General features: G+C 63.8%; 17 protein-coding genes. 8 read left to right on the top strand and 9 right to left on the bottom strand.

Features of this window, described 5'->3' with window-relative positions; translation table 11 throughout:
- Window positions 1-6: 6 nt before the first annotated feature.
- Complete coding sequence (locus tag QFZ88_RS13060) at window positions 7-576, top strand: GNAT family N-acetyltransferase (RefSeq protein ID WP_024923158.1); 570 nt, start codon at window positions 7-9, stop codon at window positions 574-576.
- 34 nt (window positions 577-610) lie between these two features.
- Here QFZ88_RS13060 and QFZ88_RS13065 read toward each other — a convergent pair whose 3' ends face one another.
- The 3 genes from QFZ88_RS13065 to acnA form a co-directional block, all read right to left on the bottom strand.
- Complete coding sequence (locus tag QFZ88_RS13065) at window positions 611-997, bottom strand: DUF2794 domain-containing protein (RefSeq protein WP_024923159.1); 387 nt, start codon at window positions 995-997, stop codon at window positions 611-613.
- Between the two features lie 436 nt (window positions 998-1,433).
- On the bottom strand, window positions 1,434-2,201 hold the full coding sequence (locus QFZ88_RS13070) for a DUF1223 domain-containing protein (protein WP_024923160.1): 768 nt from the start codon (window positions 2,199-2,201) through the stop codon (window positions 1,434-1,436).
- Window positions 2,202-2,385: 184 nt separating this feature from the next.
- Window positions 2,386-5,076: an aconitate hydratase AcnA gene (gene acnA / locus QFZ88_RS13075; protein ID WP_024923161.1), complete on the bottom strand. Its 2,691-nt coding sequence runs from the start codon at window positions 5,074-5,076 to the stop codon at window positions 2,386-2,388.
- Between the two features lie 288 nt (window positions 5,077-5,364).
- On the opposite strand from acnA, the gene ccmA reads away from it, so the two are divergent.
- From ccmA to QFZ88_RS13100, 5 genes are all read left to right on the top strand, one after another.
- Window positions 5,365-5,973, top strand: coding sequence for a heme ABC exporter ATP-binding protein CcmA (gene ccmA, locus QFZ88_RS13080; protein WP_024923162.1), 609 nt, complete (start codon window positions 5,365-5,367; stop codon window positions 5,971-5,973).
- Window positions 5,973-6,638: a heme exporter protein CcmB gene (gene ccmB, locus QFZ88_RS13085; RefSeq protein ID WP_024923163.1), complete on the top strand. Its 666-nt coding sequence runs from the start codon at window positions 5,973-5,975 to the stop codon at window positions 6,636-6,638. The genes ccmA and ccmB overlap by 1 nt, the downstream gene beginning before the upstream one ends.
- A gap of 119 nt (window positions 6,639-6,757) precedes the next feature.
- The gene (gene ccmD, locus QFZ88_RS13090; RefSeq protein WP_024923164.1) at window positions 6,758-6,925 is read left to right on the top strand and encodes a heme exporter protein CcmD; all 168 of its coding nucleotides are present in this window, start codon (window positions 6,758-6,760) and stop codon (window positions 6,923-6,925) included.
- A gap of 58 nt (window positions 6,926-6,983) precedes the next feature.
- Complete coding sequence (locus QFZ88_RS13095) at window positions 6,984-7,517, top strand: DsbE family thiol:disulfide interchange protein (protein WP_137900400.1); 534 nt, start codon at window positions 6,984-6,986, stop codon at window positions 7,515-7,517.
- A gap of 246 nt (window positions 7,518-7,763) precedes the next feature.
- Entirely contained in the window at window positions 7,764-8,654 is an 891-nt protein-coding gene (locus tag QFZ88_RS13100) for a bile acid:sodium symporter family protein (RefSeq protein WP_024923166.1), read from the top strand.
- A 97-nt stretch (window positions 8,655-8,751) separates the two neighbouring features.
- Here the strand turns inward: QFZ88_RS13100 and QFZ88_RS13105 are convergent, their stop codons facing one another.
- The 5 genes from QFZ88_RS13105 to dapF form a co-directional block, all read right to left on the bottom strand.
- Window positions 8,752-8,916: a hypothetical protein gene (locus QFZ88_RS13105; RefSeq protein ID WP_162835307.1), complete on the bottom strand. Its 165-nt coding sequence runs from the start codon at window positions 8,914-8,916 to the stop codon at window positions 8,752-8,754.
- A 162-nt stretch (window positions 8,917-9,078) separates the two neighbouring features.
- A complete protein-coding gene (locus QFZ88_RS13110; RefSeq protein ID WP_024923167.1) occupies window positions 9,079-9,732 on the bottom strand; it encodes a septation protein A in 654 nt (217 codons plus the stop codon).
- A 30-nt stretch (window positions 9,733-9,762) separates the two neighbouring features.
- Window positions 9,763-11,643 carry a signal recognition particle-docking protein FtsY gene (gene ftsY, locus QFZ88_RS13115; protein WP_024923168.1) on the bottom strand — a complete coding sequence of 627 codons (1,881 nt, stop codon included), beginning with the start codon at window positions 11,641-11,643 and terminating at the stop codon, window positions 9,763-9,765.
- A gap of 13 nt (window positions 11,644-11,656) precedes the next feature.
- Window positions 11,657-12,958 carry a tRNA (N(6)-L-threonylcarbamoyladenosine(37)-C(2))-methylthiotransferase MtaB gene (mtaB, locus tag QFZ88_RS13120; protein ID WP_024923169.1) on the bottom strand — a complete coding sequence of 434 codons (1,302 nt, stop codon included), beginning with the start codon at window positions 12,956-12,958 and terminating at the stop codon, window positions 11,657-11,659.
- Window positions 12,958-13,839 carry a diaminopimelate epimerase gene (gene dapF / locus QFZ88_RS13125; protein WP_024923170.1) on the bottom strand — a complete coding sequence of 294 codons (882 nt, stop codon included), beginning with the start codon at window positions 13,837-13,839 and terminating at the stop codon, window positions 12,958-12,960. Before dapF ends, mtaB begins: the two co-directional genes overlap by 1 nt.
- Window positions 13,840-14,119: 280 nt before the next feature.
- Here dapF and QFZ88_RS13130 point away from each other — a divergent pair, with 280 nt between their 5' ends.
- Window positions 14,120-14,659 (top strand): AprI/Inh family metalloprotease inhibitor, encoded by a 540-nt coding sequence (locus tag QFZ88_RS13130; protein ID WP_024923171.1) that lies wholly within the window; start codon window positions 14,120-14,122, stop codon window positions 14,657-14,659.
- A gap of 40 nt (window positions 14,660-14,699) precedes the next feature.
- Window positions 14,700-15,893 (top strand): cell division protein ZapE, encoded by a 1,194-nt coding sequence (gene zapE / locus QFZ88_RS13135; RefSeq protein WP_024923172.1) that lies wholly within the window; start codon window positions 14,700-14,702, stop codon window positions 15,891-15,893.
- Between the two features lie 29 nt (window positions 15,894-15,922).
- Here zapE and QFZ88_RS13140 read toward each other — a convergent pair whose 3' ends face one another.
- On the bottom strand, window positions 15,923-17,338 hold the full coding sequence (locus tag QFZ88_RS13140; protein ID WP_024923173.1) for a phospholipase D-like domain-containing protein: 1,416 nt from the start codon (window positions 17,336-17,338) through the stop codon (window positions 15,923-15,925).
- Window positions 17,339-17,356 lie beyond the last annotated feature (18 nt).

A 17,356-nucleotide genomic window follows, 5' to 3' on the forward strand; every position in this document is an offset into this window, starting at 1 on the left:
TAAAAAATGAGCAGTTTGACAATACGCGATGCGGAACCCGCCGATCTCGACCGAATCACAGAGATTTATGCGGACGCCGTCGCCAACGGCACGGCCTCCTATGAGCTTTCGCCACCCGGTCGGGACGAGATGGGAGACCGGTATGCGGCATTGAAGGCCAGTGGCTTTCCCTATCTGGTCGCCACTGATTCGGATGGAATCGTGCTCGGTTATGCCTATGCAGGCGCCTTCCGCGCGCGGCCGGCCTACCGTTTCATCGTCGAGGATTCGGTCTATGTCGCTCCCGAAGCCAAAGGCCAGGGCGTCGGGCGGCAGTTGATGGAACAGCTGATCGAAGCGACGCGGGCGCTGGGTTTCCGCCAGATCGTCGCGGTGATCGGCGACGGCAGTCCCGACAGCGCTTCGGTGAAGCTGCACGAGAGGCTCGGCTTCACCCATTCGGGACGCCTCGTCGGCTCGGGCTACAAGCACGGCCGCTGGCTGGACACCGTGTTCATGCAGCTGGAACTGAATGGCGGCGCTTCAATCCCGCCGGACCCGGCCTCCTGGCCGGAGCGCAAGTTCGGGCAAGGCTAAAGCAGCGGTCCCGACCGCTCAAAATCGAGGCTTCTCAAGCCTTTACCAGCTTCAGCCCGGTGTCGAAGATGCCGAGAACGCGGGCCAGTTCATGGCCGCGCTTGAGGATACGCCCGCCGGCGGCGATGACCGCGAAAGCGCCCTGCCGGCGCGCCAGTTTCGGGTCCTTGACGATCTGGAACAGCGGCACTTCCGAGGCCCGGCGATAGACGGAAAACACCGCCCGGTCGGTGAGATGGTCGATGGCATAGTCGCGCCATTCGTTGGCGGCGACCATTCGCCCATAGAGTCGAAGAATAAGATCGAGCTCACGCCGCTCGAAGGCAACCGGCAGGTCGAGACGCTCGCGTCGTGCCTCATGCAGCGGGATCAGTATTGCGGATGCGTCCCCATCCTCCGTCCCGCCACCGCGTTCCATCATGCCTTTATCCTCAGGCGGAATCGTTTGCTGGCAACAGGGTCGCGCTTTCGGCCGTCAATTGCAAGGGTGCAGGCGAATCCCTACCCACGCTGTTGATCGAGGACGCGTCCACTCACGTTTGCAAACGACGTGTTGGAAATGGTGATTCACCGCCACATTCTCGCCGTCTTTTATCCGCGTTGTCGCCCCAATATCCGACGAACCTGCGATCGTTGCCTGAGACGGTTCGGTCCGGCACCGGCTCGTAAACCCCAAGCCCCCCGCCCACGGGTCAGCGTCGGATCGAACCAACCTCTGCCTGCAGGCGAAACAAGAGCGACAATTTTTGAAAAGAGCCACCGGCGTCGGACACAGCCTGACGTCGGTTTTTTGTTGTCCTCGCACGGTCGACAACCCCGGCAACCCGCCGGCGGCTCATCCGGGATGATTTAAGAGATCAAAGCGACGGCCGGCGGATAAAAGCCGCGCCGATGATCGGGCCGAGCAGGCCGTCGCGGCTGACCGCCTGCAAAAGCACCGCGGAACCGGCAGCCTTGCTGATTTCGCTGGCCGGCAGGTCATAGCGTTGCGACTTGCCATACCACATGCCGGCTGTCTGCACGTCGGACACCGCATTCCAATAGATCATCCGGCGGCCGTCATTCTCGCCCTTGCCGACATTCACCACCTGCGGTGGATTGAAATAGACGATGACGACATGCGCCTTGCCGGGAACCCCGCCTGCATCGCTCGGAGCGTCGCCCGCCTCGATGGCGACGCCGTCCGGGGTGCTGGAAACCTTGATGTCGACCTGCATGCCCCTGCCCGCCTTGCTGAGGCGGTTGAGCGTGCCGCTGATCGCCTCGCGGCTGGCCCCGTTGACGTCGGCACGGCCGTTGATGACGGCCTGCGGCGTGTAGACGGAGCGGCCGTTGAAGGCGCGCATATAGCCATATTGGCGCTCGGTGTTCTCCTTGCGCGCAAAGGAATCCTGCCAGCCGAGATAATCCCAGTAGTCGACATGATAGGCGAGCGCGATCACGTCGCCTTTCGCAGCGATTTCAGCAAGATAGCGGTCGGCCGGCGGGCAGGATTTGTTGCCCTGGCTGGTAAACAGTTCGATGACGCCGAGTGGACGCGCCGAATCGGCCGCCAGGGCCGCGCCAGCAAACATCGAAACCGCCAGCCCGGCCGCAGCCAGCAGCAGTGGTTTTCGAGAAGACATCGTCTGGGTCCCGCCGGCATGGCCGGCATCTATTCATCGTTGCCAGAACATCTGCCAGAAGCGGCAGTCAACGGGAAGTCACGTTGCGGTGAAATTTTGTCACCAGCAGAACGTCGATACCTCAAAAGAAAGAGCCGCCGGAACTTTCGTCCCGGCGGCTCGTCATTCATCGCTCCAACAGCGTTTATGCCGCCAGATCGCGCAGCACATATTGCAGGATGCCGCCGTTCTTGAAGTAGTCCAGCTCATCCAGCGTATCGATGCGGCACAGGATCGGAACGTTCTTCACCGTGCCGTCGCCATAGGTGACCTTGGCCACCATCTTCTGGCGCGGCTTGATCGCTTCCAGACCGTCGATCTCGACCAGTTCGTCGCCCTTCAGGTTGAGCGAGGCCCAGGACGTGCCTTCCTCGAAGGTGAAGGGGATGACGCCCATGCCGACCAGGTTCGAGCGATGGATGCGCTCGAACGACTGAGCGATGACCGCGCGGACACCCAGGAGATTGGTGCCCTTGGCCGCCCAGTCGCGCGACGAGCCGTTGCCGTATTCGACGCCGGCGAAGATGACCAGCGGCACGTTTTCCCTGCGATATTCCATAGCGGCGTCGTAGATCGACATCTCTTCCTTCGACGGATAGTGGATGGTGTAGCCACCTTCCTTGCCGTTCTCGCCCAGCATGTGGTTGCGGATGCGGATGTTGGCGAAGGTGCCGCGCATCATCACCTCATGGTTGCCACGGCGCGTGCCGTACTGGTTGAAGTCGGCAACGCCCACCCCATGGTCGGTCAGGTACTTGCCGGCCGGCGAAGCGGCCTTGATCGAACCCGCCGGCGAGATGTGGTCGGTGGTGATCTTGTCGCCGAACAGGCCGAGCACCCGCGCGCCCTTGATATCGCGGATCTGGCCGGGCTTGGCACCCATGCCGGCGAAGTAGGGCGGGTTCTGCACATAGGTCGAATCGTCGTCCCAGGCGTAGGTCTGGCCGCTCGGCGCCTGCACCTTCTGCCAGTTCTCGTCGCCCTTGAACACGTCGGCATATTTGCGGGCGAACAGCTCGCGGGTGACGTTCTTCTCGATGAACTCCTGGATCTCGGCCGAGGTCGGCCAGATGTCCTTGAGATAGACCGGCTTGCCGTTCTTGTCCTCGCCGAGCGGCTCCTTGGTAAGATCCTTGGTCACCGTGCCGGCCAGCGCGTGCGCAACCACCAGCGGCGGCGAAGCGAGATAGTTCGCCTGCACGTCGGGCGACACACGACCTTCGAAATTGCGGTTGCCGGAAAGCACGGCGGCCGCGATCAGGCCCTTGTCGTTGATGGTCTTGGAGATCGGACCCGGCAGCGGGCCGGAATTGCCGATGCAGGTGGTGCAGCCGAAGCCGACCAGGTTGAAGCCGATCTGGTCGAGTTCCTTCTGCAGGCCGGACTTCTCCAGATACTCGGCCACAACCTGCGAGCCGGGCGCCAGCGAGGTCTTGACCCACGGCTTCTGCTTGAGGCCGAGCCGGTTGGCGTTGCGGGCGAGCAGGCCCGCGCCGATCAGCACCGACGGGTTGGAGGTGTTGGTGCACGACGTGATGGCCGCGATGACGACATCGCCATGGCCGAGATCGTGCGACGTGCCCTCGACGGCATAACGCTTGGAAATCTCGACGGCCTTCTTGTACTCGGTCTCCATCGCCTTGGCGAAGCCGGCCGGGATATCCTCCAGCGCGACACGGCCTTCGGGGCGCTTCGGGCCGGCCATGGACGGCACGACGGAGCCAAGATCGAGCTCCAGCGTGTCGGTGAACACCGGATCGGCCGAAGAATTGTCGCGCCACATGCCCTGCGCCTTCGAATAGGCCTCGACCAGTGCAATGCGGTTTTCGGCGCGGCCGGACATGGTGAGGTAGCGCAGCGTTTCCGAATCGACCGGGAAGAAGCCGCAGGTCGCGCCATATTCCGGCGCCATGTTGCCGATCGTCGCGCGGTCGGCCAGCGTCATGTTGGACAGGCCGGGGCCGAAGAACTCGACGAACTTGCCGACCACGCCCTTCTTGCGCAGCATCTGGGTGACGGTCAGCACCAGGTCGGTGGCGGTGACGCCTTCCTTGAGCTTGCCGGTGAGCTTGAAGCCGATGACTTCCGGCAGAAGCATGGAGACCGGCTGGCCGAGCATGGCGGCTTCAGCCTCGATGCCGCCGACGCCCCAGCCCAGAACGCCGAGACCGTTGATCATGGTCGTGTGCGAATCGGTGCCGACGCAGGTGTCCGGATAAGCCGTCGTCTCGCCGTCCTCGTCATTGGTCCAAACGACCTGGCCGAGATATTCGAGGTTGACCTGGTGGCAGATGCCGGTGCCGGGCGGCACGACGCGGAAGTTGCGGAATGCCTGCTGGCCCCATTTCAGGAACTTGTAGCGCTCTTCGTTGCGCTCATATTCGAGCTCGACATTGCGGGCAAAGGCCATCGGCGTGCCGAACTCGTCGACGATCACCGAGTGGTCGATGACGAGGTCGACCGGCACCAGCGGGTTGATCTTCTGCGGATCGCCGCCGAGCGAGGCGAGGCCGTCACGCATGGCGGCGAGGTCGACCACGGCCGGAACGCCGGTGAAATCCTGCATCAGCACGCGGGCCGGACGGTAGGCGATCTCGACGCCGGCGGTGCCCTTGTCGGCCAGCCAGGCGGCTACGGCCTGGATGGCTTCCTTGGTGACGGAGCGACCGTCTTCGTTGCGCAACAGGTTCTCAAGCAGAACCTTCATCGAATAGGGCAGGCGGGAAACGCCGGCGAGGCCGTTCTTCTCGGCCTCGGTCAGGTCGTAATAGACATAGTCGGCCCCACCCGCGGTCAGGGTGCGGCGGCAATTGAAACTGTCGATTGATTTGGACACGTGCGTTCCATCCTTGTCTGTTCAGCCTGAAAGGGAACGGACTCCGATGGGCATGCTTATCACGCGCAAAGGTGCGGGTACGGCCATTTCCGCTGTCCGCTCCCAAGCAACCCGAGCCGTTCAAGGCGGCGCGTGCGCTGGTTCGGCGCAAATTCATTTGCCTTCCCCGACCGCTGGGGTTGGTAAGGGTGCATATAGAGAAATTCCTGGAATAGTTCTAGAGACGGAATTGGCATTTTTGCTGCGGCGCAATGCGCCAGCGCTCAGACTTTCGGCGAAGGGAAAATGATGCGGCTGATCGCCGAGAATCTCAGCGGGGAGCGCGGCGGCGAGCCAGTTTTCGAAGGTATCGGCTTCTCGGTGACGGACGGCGAGAGCCTGGTCGTGACGGGGCCGAACGGATCGGGCAAATCGACGTTGCTGCGCGTTGTCGCCGGTTTCCTGCCCGCCGCGGAGGGCCAGGTGCGAATCGCCGAAGGCGGCGAGGAATTTCCGACCGTCGCTTCCGCCTGCCACTATCTCGGCCACCAGAACGCGATGAAGACGGCGCTGACGGTGACGGAGAACCTCGTCTTCTGGCGGCAATTCTCGGGCGAGGGCCGGTTCGACGTCTCCGGCGCTCTCGACGAAGTCGGGCTCGGTGGCATCGGCCACCTGCCGTTCGGCTATCTCTCCACCGGCCAGCGCCGGCGCGCCGCCATCGCCAAGCTTCTGGTCTCGCATCGTCCGGTCTGGCTGCTGGACGAGCCGACCGCTGGCCTCGACAAGGCTTCCGAGGAACGCTTCGCCGCCCTGATGCGGCGGCATTGCGCGACAGGCGGCATCGTCGTCGCGGCGACGCATCTGCCGCTCGGACTTGGAAATGCGAAGACGCTGGAGATGGGGGCGCAAATCTGATGCTCGCCTTTTATCTGCGCGACCTCAAACTTGGCGTCCGTGCCGGCGGCGGCGCGCTCACCGGCGTCATCTTCTTCCTGGCCGTCATTGCCACCATTCCCTTCGGCGTCGGGCCGGATCTCAACCTGCTCGCCCGCATCGGCCCGGCGATCCTGTGGATCGGCGCGCTGCTCGCCTCGCTGCTCGGCCTCGACCGCCTGTTCCAGGCCGAGCGCGAGGACGGTTCGCTCGACCTGCTTGTTCTTAATGGCGACCGCCAGATGCTGGCGCTCACCGTGTTCGTCAAATGCCTGGCCCACTGGACGGTCAGCGTGTTGCCGCTGGTGGTCGCTGCCCCCTTGCTCGGCCTGTTCATGAACATGTCGCCCGCCGGCATCGGCGCCACCGCGCTGACACTGCTGGTCGGCACGCCGGCCATCACATTCATCGGCGCGGCCGGCGCGGCGGTGGCGGTGGCTCTGCCGCGCGGCGGGCTGCTGATTTCAGTACTGGTGTTGCCGCTGACCATCCCCGTGCTGATCTTCGGCGTCTCGGCCAGCTACGGCGCGGTCAACGATCCGGCACCTTTTTTTCAACCTTTCCTCATTCTCGCCGCGCTGACGTTGTTTCTGGCAGTCGTCGGGCCTTTGGCTGCAGCACTGGCGCTGCGCCACAGCGGCGACTGAACGGCCTGCGGGTGCGGCGCGACGGCAGATTGTGCATCCGATGGGCGAGGGTTAAGGGTAGGCATGGTCACGAACGGCTATAAAAGCGGGCTTGCCAGCCATTGTACGCGAGGCAAGGCATGAGTGCGCACGCGCTTTATGTTGCCGCCGCCTATGGCATCACCGCCATCGCCCTGGCCGGGCTGATCGGCTGGATCCTGCTCGACCAGCAGGCGCGCAAGCGCGAATTGGCCGAACTGGAAGCGGCCGGCGTCCGCCGCCGCTCCGACAAGATGGCCAAACCATGAGGGTGGTACCGCTGTGAGCGACCAGATCCAGGCGCCGGCGCGTCGTTTCCGTCCGATAATGCTTCTTCCGTTGGCCATTTTCCTGGCCCTGGCCGGACTGTTCCTGTCCCAGCTGCTTTCCGGCCGCGACGTTGCCGCGATCCCTTCCGCGCTGATTGGTCAGGACGCGCCGGAAACCAAGCTGCCGCCACTGGAGGGCAGCAACCTGCCGGGGCTGGATTCGGACCAGTTCGAAGGCAAGGTGACAGTGCTCAACGTTTTCGCTTCGTGGTGCGTGCCATGCCGTGAAGAGCACCCGGTGCTGATGGGCCTCGCCCAGGACAAACGCTACGCGATGGCGGCGCTCAACTACAAGGACAAGCCGGAGAACGCCCGCCGCTTCTTCGGCGAACTGGGCAACCCGTTCCAGGCCATTGGCATTGACCCGGCCGGCCGTGCGGCCATCAACTGGGGCGTCTACGGCGTGCCGGAAACCTTCCTGATCGACAAGAGCGGCAAGATCACCTTCAAATATGTCGGCCCGCTGACACCGCAAACCGCGAAGGCGCTGCTTTTGCCAGAAATCGAAAAAGCACTGGCCGCCGACGAATAGTCGCCTGGACTTGGCTTGACCTTTGGTAAGCCGCACCCGGCCCGCGTCGGATAGGCAAATACCCCCGTTTTCGACTACCTTTCCTCCAAGGCTGCCCGGAGGACGCCACAACGGCGCGCGCGGCCTGGCGCATGACCCCGAAAATCGGATCGGTTTTCGGAAAACAGCGTGCGCCGACACTAGGGGTTGGAGCGTCCCTGACGCGTCCAAGAAGGACGCGCGGCGCTCTAAAGAGGGGGGACTTCGATGCAGGACAACTCCGCGCTGATTATCTTTCTGCCGCTGGCGCTCGGCATCATCATGCTGGGCCTCGGCCTGTCGCTGACGATCCAGGATTTCCGCAACGTATTGCAAAAACCGAAAGCGGTGGTTGTCGCTCTGATCTGCCAGACGCTGATCCTGCCGCTCGCCTGCCTCGGTCTCGTTTATGTGTTCAAGCTGGAACCGGCTCTGGCGGTGGGCATGATGCTCCTGGCCGCCAGCCCCGGTGGCACCTCGGCCAACCTCTACAGTCACCTCGCCGACGGCGACGTGGCGCTCAACATCACCCTGACCGCGATCAACTCGGCCCTGTCGATCCTCACGCTGCCGCTGATCGTCAATTGGTCGCTCGGCCATTTCATGTCCGGCGATCAGGCGATCCCGCTGCAATTCGCGAAGGTCGTGCAGGTGTTCGTCATCGTGCTCGGACCGGTGCTGATCGGCATGTGGCTGCGCAGCCGTTTCCCGGCTTTCGCCGCCCGCATGGCGCAGCCGGTGAAGATCCTGTCGATGCTGTTCCTGTTCGCCGTGGTCGTGGTGGCGCTGGTCCAGGAGTGGGAGACGGCGCTGATTTGGGCCCCGATTGTCGGCATGGCGGCACTCGCCTTCAACCTGGTCAGCCTGGCGGTCGGCTATTGCGTGCCGCGCGCCGCAGGCATCGACCGGCGGCAGGCGACCGCCATCGGCATGGAGATCGGCATCCACAATGGCACGCTGGCGATCGCCATCGCGCTCAGCCCGCTCCTGCTCAACAACGCAACGATGGCGGTGCCGGCGGCGATCTACGGGGTCATCGCCTTCATCACCGCGGCGATTTTCGGCTACTGGCTGAAACGGACACACGCAGCGCCCGTTGCGCAAAAGGCGTCCCGATAAGCAAAGAACCCGAAAGCCGGCCGGCTTTCGGGCTCCAATAGTTTCCGCTGCCGAACGCGCCTGGAGTTCATCCTCGGCGCGGCTGGCGATGGACGGCTTAGCCGTAGATCTGCTTGCGGACGTTGTAGAGCATCTCGGCGCGGTTGCCGTTGAAGTCGGCGAGGTCGCGGTCGGTCAGGCCCTGGATTTCGCTGACGAGCAGGTTGTAGCGCTTGCGCTTGGCCATGCTGTCGCGGGCACGGGAAACGAGGTCGAGGATCATGGCGAAATTCCTTCGCTTAAGGCCGCATTGGCGCGGCGGTTAGTCCTCCCTTTATTCGATACGCAACATGACATAGTTGGTGTGCATTGCAAAACAAGATGTTGCAATGCAGCATTGCGCCTCGCGCATGGCCGGTTAATGCCGAATTAATCGGTTGAAAGGCTATTTTTCGGCCCGTTCCTCGACCGAATGCCGCATGATCAGCGGCATCTGAACGGCAGTGAACAGGACCGTTATGGGCAGCGTCGCCCACACCTTGAAGGCCACCCAGAAGTCGGTCGAGAAGTTGCGCCAGACCACTTCGTTGACCACGGCGAGGAACAGGAAGAACACACCCCAGCGCAGGGTGAGCTTGCGCCAGCCTTCGGCATCGAGGCGGAAGGCGGAATCGAAGACATAGCCGAGCAGGGATTTGCCGAAGGCGAGCCCACCCAGAAGCACGACGCCGAACAGCGCATTGACGATGGTCGGCTTCATCTTGATGAAGACGTCGTCCTGCAGATAGAGCGTCAAGGCGCCGAAGACCAACACCACGCCGCCGGAAACCAGCGGCATGATCGGCAATGTGCGCACCAGTGCCCAGGAAACCACAAGCGCGATGACCGTCGTGATCATGAACAGGCCGGTGGCGATGAAGATCGGGCCGCCGAAATCGGTCAGGATGGGGAATTTCTGCGCCAGCCATTCGCCGCGTGTGTTGGCGAAGAAGAACACCATCAAAGGCCCAAGTTCCAACACCAGCTTGAGAACCGGATTGATGGCTTCCTTGCGCTTTTGCGGGTCGGCGGGATCGCGTTCGAGAATTGGGTTGCTCATGGCTTCCTGATTGTGCAGCAGCCGGGGTGGTTATGCCACCCCGGCGATCGCCTTGGCGAAATCGCCGGCGGAGAAAGGTTCGAGGTCGTCGACCTGTTCGCCGACGCCGATGAAATAGACCGGCAGCTTATGTTTGGCCGCGATTGCGACCAAAATACCGCCGCGCGCCGTGCCGTCCAGCTTCGTCATCACCAGACCGTTGACGCCGGCGACATTGCGGAAGATCTCGACCTGATTGAGCGCGTTCTGGCCGGTGGTGGCATCCACCGTCTGCAACACGGTGTGCGGCGCTTCCGGATCCAGCTTGCCGAGCACGCGCACGATCTTTTCCAGTTCCGCCATCAGTTCGGTCTTGTTCTGCAAGCGGCCGGCAGTGTCGATGATCAGAACGTCGGAGCCGGCCTCCTTGGCCTTCTCGAACGCATCATAGGCAAGGCCGGCGGCATCGGCACCGAGCTTGGTGGCGATGACCGGCGATTTGGTACGTTCACCCCAGATTTTGAGCTGTTCGATTGCAGCGGCACGGAAGGTATCGCCAGCGGCCAGCATCACCGAAAGCCCGCCATCGGTGAGCTTGGCGGCGAGCTTGCCGATGGTGGTGGTCTTGCCGGTGCCATTGACGCCGACCACCAGGATGACATGCGGCTTGTGCGACAGGTCGAGTTCCAGCGGCTTCGCCACCGGCCCGAGCACCTTTTCCACCTCGGCCGCCATCACCGCGCGCACTTCCGTGTCGGACACATCCTTGCCGTAGCGGCTGGCGGCGAGCGAATCGGTGACGCGCAACGCCGTCTCGACGCCGAGATCGGCGCGGATCAGCACGTCTTCCAAATCCTGCAGCGTTTCGTCGTCCAGCTTCCGCTTGGTGAAGACACCGGCGATGTTGCCGGTGAGTTCGCGCGACGAGCGTGAGAGCCCTTCGCGCATACGCTGGAACCATGAGCGCTTCGGCGCCGGTTCGGGTGCCTTTTCGGCCTCGGCCTTCTGCTCGACCTTCTTCGCGACGGTAACCTTGCCGGTGGCGGAACGCGCCGCCGGTTCTGTTTGGGCAACCGGCGAAGCGACAGCTTCCTTCTCCCCGCTCGCGGGGAGAAGGTCCGGCAGGGGATGAGGGGCGGTGCCAGCATCCGAAGTGCTTGGCTCTATTGGCGCTTCAGCCTCGGGCAGCAGATGCTGCCCCTCACCCTTACCCTCTCCCCGTTCACGGGGAGAGGGGGGCGCCAAAGTTGGCTCTAGCTGTTCGACTTCCCGCGCGGACGCTTCCTCGACCTGCAGTGCCTCGGGCTGCTTTTCCGGCGCCGGTTGTTCAGGCTCCGCGACAAATTGCTCTTCCGCCTCAGCCGAGGCCGTTTCCGCCTCGGCAACGGCCTCAACTTCCGGCTCAGCCTTCAGCTCAACCTTAAGCTCCGGTTCCACGGCCTCGACAGCTACCGGTTCCGGCTCGGCGATCGCCTCGACCTGTTCAGGCTCCACTTGCGCGGCGACGCTTTCTTCAGGCGCCGGTTCGGGTTCAGGCTCGACGGGCCTTGCCGCAACAATTTCCTCGACGGGCGCAGGTTCGACGACGACCGGCCGATCGATCTCGACATGTGGCTCTGCCGCCTGATCCTCGACGGGCGCTTCCGGTTCGGCGACAACCTCGGCTTGTTCCGCTTCCGGGGCCTTGGCTTCGGCCGGCGCGGCCGGTTCCGCCTTTTCAGCCTCGGGCGCCTGCTCCAACTCGGCGGCTGGCGCGGCCTCAACCTGCTCTTCGCGCTTCAGGAAATCAGGAACTTCCTGCTCGGCGGCCGGCTTCAACGCCTCCAGCGCGTCGAAATTCAATGGCGGCAGCGGCGCGGTCTCGTCGACCTTCTCCTCCACCACTTCCTTCTTGCCGAAGGAAAAGACTTTCTTGATGAACCCGAATGCCATGCGTTCGCTCGTTTCAGGCCGCGCGCGCGGTCAGTGGCGCGGCTTCCAGCCTGGCGCCGTCATGGCCGGTGACCATGGCCTCGATGATCTCGCCGGGTTGGCCGGCGGCAATCGCCGCCAGGGTGAACCCTTCGGTGCGGCCAAGGCCCTCGCGCTCGATGAGGATGGATTGCGTCGTCCCGGAAAGCCCGGCCAGATGCCGGGTATAGGCAGCCTCGCCGGCCGCCCGCAGCCTGGCCGCTCGGCTCTTCACCACCTCGCGCCGCACTGGCGGCATGCGTGCCGCCGGCGTGCCTTCGCGCGGGCTGAACGGGAAGACGTGCAGATGGGTGAGGCCGCATTCCTCGACGATCTTCAGCGAGTTTTCGAACATCTCGTCCGTCTCGGTCGGAAAACCGGCGATGATGTCGGCGCCGAAAACGATGCCGGGCCTGAGTTTGCGCACATCCTCGCAGAACCGGATCGACTGGTCGCGCAGATGCCGCCGCTTCATGCGCTTCAGGATCATGTCGTCGCCCGACTGCAGCGACAAATGCAGGTGCGGCATCAACCGGTGTTCGGTGGCGACGGCTTCCAGAAGGTCCTCGTCGGCCTCGATCGAATCGATAGACGACAACCTCAGCCGCTTCACGTCCGGCACCTGACGTAGGATGGTTTTCACCAGCTTGCCCAATCGCGGCGCGCCCGGCAGGTCGGCGCCGTAGCTGGTCATGTCGACGCCGGAAAGCACGATCTCGGCATAGCCGTTGCCGGCCAGGCGCTTGATCTGCTCGACCACGGCGCCCATTGGCACCGAGCGCGAATTGCCGCGACCGTAGGGGATGATGCAGAAGGTGCAGCGGTGGTCGCAGCCGTTCTGCACCTGCACGAAGGCGCGCGCGCGGCCCTCGATGGCATCGACCATATGCGAGGCCGTTTCCTTCACCGACATGATGTCGTTGACGCGCGCCTTCTCGAAATCGTTGACGCCGAAATCCGGCAGGGCGCGGTAATTATGCGCCTTGAGCTTTTCCTCGTTGCCGAGCACGAGGTCGACCTCGCTCATCGCCGAGAAATCCTGCGGCTTGGTCTGGGCGGCGCAGCCGGTAACGATGATACGGGCTTCCGGGTGCTCACGGCGCGCCTTGCGGATCGACTGCTTGGCCTGCCGTACTGCCTCGCCGGTGACGGCGCAGGTATTGAAGATGATGGCGCCGCCCTTCAGCGCGCCGAGGCCGGCGCTTTCGGCTTCGCGGCGCATCACCTCGGATTCATAGGTGTTGAGCCGGCAGCCGAAGGTGACGACCTCGATCCCACTGGCAGACGTTGCGGACATCAGGCGGCGCTCTCGGTGTCGCGCGCCCAGGTGCCGGTGGCCGGGTCGAAGCTGCCGGAAAATTCCCATTCGGCCGGACCGGTCAGGATGACGTGATCGTCGTCGCGCCACTCGACAGTGAGCTTGCCGCCGGGAGCTGTCAGTTCGACGCTGCGGCCGGTGCGCTTGGTGCGCGCGCCAGCGACCGCAGCCGCGCAGGCGGCCGAACCGCAAGCCCTGGTCAGGCCGGCGCCGCGTTCCCAGGTGCGGATGATCATGCTGTCCGGCGACGTCACCTGGGCAATGGTGATGTTGGCGCGCTCCGGAAACATCGGATGGTTTTCCAGCATCGGGCCGAATCGCTCGAGCTCATAGCTCCAGACGTCACGGTCGACCCAGAAGATGGCATGCGGATTGCCCATCGAGACCACAGAAGGCGAATGCAGCACCGGCGCGTCGATCGGGCCGATCTGCAACTCGATCATGCGGGTGTCGCGAAATTCTTCCGCCAGCGGGATTTCCTGCCAGCCGAAACGCGGCATGCCCATGTCGACGGAAATCGACCCGTCCTGATGCTGCTTGGCGTTCAGGATGCCGGCGACCGTCTCGAAGGTGAAGACCGTCTCGCCGGTTTCGGCGGCCAGTGCCTGCACCACGCAGCGCATGCCGTTGCCGCAGGCCTGCGCTGACGACCCGTCGGAATTCAGAATGTCGACGAAATAGGCGGTGCCCGGCGTCCTGGCGTCGTGGATGGCCATGATCTGGTCGAAACGCGTCGCCGGATCGGCGTTCAGCGCAAGCGCTGCGGCAGCGCTCACCCGCTCTGCACGGCCACGCATATCGGCAACGATGATCTCGTTGCCGATGCCGTTCATCTTGGCGAAGGGGGCCGCGCCAGCCATTGCGTTCCGCGTTTCCGTGTCTGTTTGGCGCTATATGGCGGAAACAGCCGGAAATTACCAGTGCGGCAAAGGATTGGCGCTGTCAGGCGATGCGAAGATGCGAGGCCGGACAGGCGCCTGTCGCACCGCCGCCCCACCACATCCACCTGCGATAAAATTGCAACAGACGCCGGCGCAAACCCTATTTTAACCATATCGGGTTGAAATTCTGCCGTCTTCGCCGTTTTGGTGGGGCGTGCATTTCGTTGGACGGCGCCCGTAGCGGGCCGCGGAGGTTGCCATGATTCTTTCGAGATCCGGTCTCGTAGCCGTATCCCTTGCCGCGCTCCTTGCCAGCGGCTGTACCAGCACGCGTTTTGGCTCGGAAGATTCAAAGCCCGCACCGCTCGAGCCGCAGCCTTCGGGCACCGTGTCCTCCAGCCAGTTGCCGCCTCCGGCCGCTCCGGCTGCGACGGACGCCTCCAAGTTCCCGACCGCGCCGGGTGGCACCCAGGTCGCTTCGCTGCCGCCAGGCGGCGGCCAGCCTCCGGCCAACGCGCCTGACCTCACCGCCTCGGCCATCGCCGGCGTGTGGAGCGCCTCGGTCGCCGGCCAGAGCTGCAAGGTGGCGACACCGCAGACCAAATTCGGCCAGGGTTATCGCGCCGGCCCGCTGCGCTGCCCGCCGCCCATCGACAACGTCAAGTCGTGGAACGTCGCCGGCAAGCAGTTGACCCTCTTCGATCAGGACGGCGGCACGCTGGCCAGGCTCTATTCCTCCAGCCCGACCAAGTTCGACGGCCAGACCTCGAATGGCCAGCCGATCTCGCTTTCCAGATAGGATAGGCGTTCTTCCAATCCCTATCCGGTGACCAGACCCCATGCATGTGCGTGACGGCCTCCAGACCCATGTGACCGTCAGGCAGCGCTACGATCATCTGGTCGAAACCGGCGCCGTGTCGCGCGACCCGGCGCAGGAGCGCATCGTCGGGCGGCTCGACCGCCTCGTCGACGAGATCGCCGACAAGCGGCTGGCGCAAAAATCCAGTGCGCTGGGCTGGCTGTTCGCCAAGCGGCCCCGCGCACCGACGGCCGTGAAAGGCCTTTACGTCCACGGCGGCGTCGGCCGTGGCAAGACGATGCTGATGGACATCTTCTTTGAGCTTCTGCCGGTCAGGCGCAAGCGGCGCGTCCATTTCAACGACTTCATGGCGGACGTGCAGGACCGCATCCAGAAGCACCGGCAGGCCCGCAAGGAAGGCACCGTCAAGGAAGACGACCCGATCCCGCCGGTGGCCAAAGCGCTGGCCGAAGAATCGTGGGTGCTGTGCTTTGACGAGTTCAGCGTCACCGACATCGCCGACGCCATGATCCTGTCCAGGCTGTTTTCGGCGCTGTTCGCCAACGGCGTCGTGCTGATCGCCACCTCCAATGTCGCGCCGCGAGACCTCTACCGCGATGGCTTGAACCGCCAGCTTTTCCTGCCCTTCATCGCGATCCTCGAACGGCATGCCGATGTGGTGACGCTGGATTCCGATACGGACTACCGGCTGGAAAAGCTTTCGCGCATGCCGGTCTATATGACCCCGCTGGAAGCCGACACCGACCGTCGGATGGATGATACCTGGCATGCCGTCACCCACGGCCATGTCGCGGCACCCCTGGACATTCCGATCAAGGGCCGGCACGTCGCGGTTCCCCGCGCGGTGGGCGCCAATGCCCGCTTCACCTTCGCGGAACTGTGCGACGCGCCGCTCGGCGCACGCGACTATCTGGCGATCGCGCAACGGTTCGACACGATCTTCATCGACCATGTGCCGATGCTCGACCAGACCCGCCGCAACCCGACCAAGCGTTTCATCCTCCTGGTGGACACGCTTTACGATACGAAAAAGCGCGTGGTGATGAGCGCGGAGGCCTCGCCGGAAAAGCTTTATGCCGGTCGTGCCGGCGTCACCGAAGCCTTCGAATTCGACCGCACCGCCTCGCGGCTGATCGAGATGCAGAGCAAGGATTGGCTGGACGACTGGAAGGACCGGCACGCCTTGCAGCCCGCACCGTCCGCTCTCTCCTAGCGCGCCAACCCGGGGCAGATAGGCGGATTTTACAAGATCGGTCCGACGATCGCGAAGGCGTTGAACCAGATGCGCCGCGGGATCGACCACGCCTTTACCCCGGCCGGATCGACCGGTGTCGAGTCCGCCAGATAGGCCATCTGCCGTTCGCGGATTTTGCCGGTCAGCACCCTGTCGGTGAACAGGATGTCGTTTTCGAAATTCAGGTCGAAGCTGCGGATATCCATGTTGGACGAGCCGAGAAAGGCCGTCTCGCCGTCGATGGTCAGCGTCTTGGAATGCAGCAGGCCGCCATTATATTCCGCGATCCTGACGCCGGCGGCGACCAGACGTGGATAGTACGAACGGCTGGCATTCCGGACAAAACCGGAATCGTTGCGACGCGGCAGGATCAGCGTCACCGCCACGCCGGATTGCGCGGCACTCGTCAGCGCCTCGCACACCGTTTCGCCCGGCACGAAATAGGGCGTCGAGACGATCAGTTCGCTGCGGGCCTCGTAGATGAGGCGCGAAAACAATTGCGCGGTGACGCCATGTTTGACGTTCGGCCCGGTGCCCACCGTTTGGGCGACGAAGCCGCCGGGCATGGGTTTGACGACCCTGTCGAAATGCATCAGCTCGTTGGGGCGGTCGCTCAGCCAGTCTTGCGCGAACAGAAGGTGCATCTGGTGCACGACCGGTCCTTCGAAGCGGACCATGACATCCACCCATGGCGCGAAGTTCGGCTTCACGCGAAATTCAGCGTCGGCGCAGTTCTGGCTTCCGCAATGCAGGATCCTGTCGTCGATCACGGTGATCTTGCGGTGATTGCGCAGATCGAGGCGACGCTGGAACATGGTCTTCAGCGGATTGCCGAGCGGCAACGCGACCGTGGTTTCGACGCCGGCGGCCTGCAGCCAGGCGCAGGTCTCGCTCTCGATGAAGGCGCGCGATCCGACCGCATCGACCATGGCCTTGCAGCGCACGCCGCGTTTGGCTGCCCTGATCAGCGCGTCCGCTACCGCGCGTCCCGTGCCGTCATCGAGCCAGATGTAATAAAGGACGCAGATGTTTTCCCTGGCATTGTCGAAGTCCTCGATCATGCGCGCCCTGGCACCGGCAGGACTGTCCAGGAGTTCGCCCTTGTTGCCCTCGGTCGCACCGAAACCGTTGATTGAAGTGGCAAAGCCGCTGGCGACGCCGAAGCGGCCAAGGTCCGGCCTCTCTCCGCTGGCAATCACGAACGACCGGGTTGCCGTTTCGGCGGCGGTGTGGGCGGCGCGGGCGGGACCGCGGAAATTGACCTCGCCGACGAAGAAATAGAGCAACAGGCCGAAAGCGGGCACGACCAGCAAAACCAGGATCCACGCCACTCGTGTCGTCGGCAGCATGTCCGAGCGCGCCAACACGCGCAATGTCACGGCCAAAAAGAGCAAAAGATGCAGTGCGGTGAGGAACATCGCCATGGCGCATTCATGGCAGGA

The organism is Mesorhizobium sp. YL-MeA3-2017 (assembly GCF_030814575.1).
GTDB classification, from domain to species: Bacteria; Pseudomonadota; Alphaproteobacteria; order Rhizobiales; family Rhizobiaceae; genus Mesorhizobium; species Mesorhizobium terrae.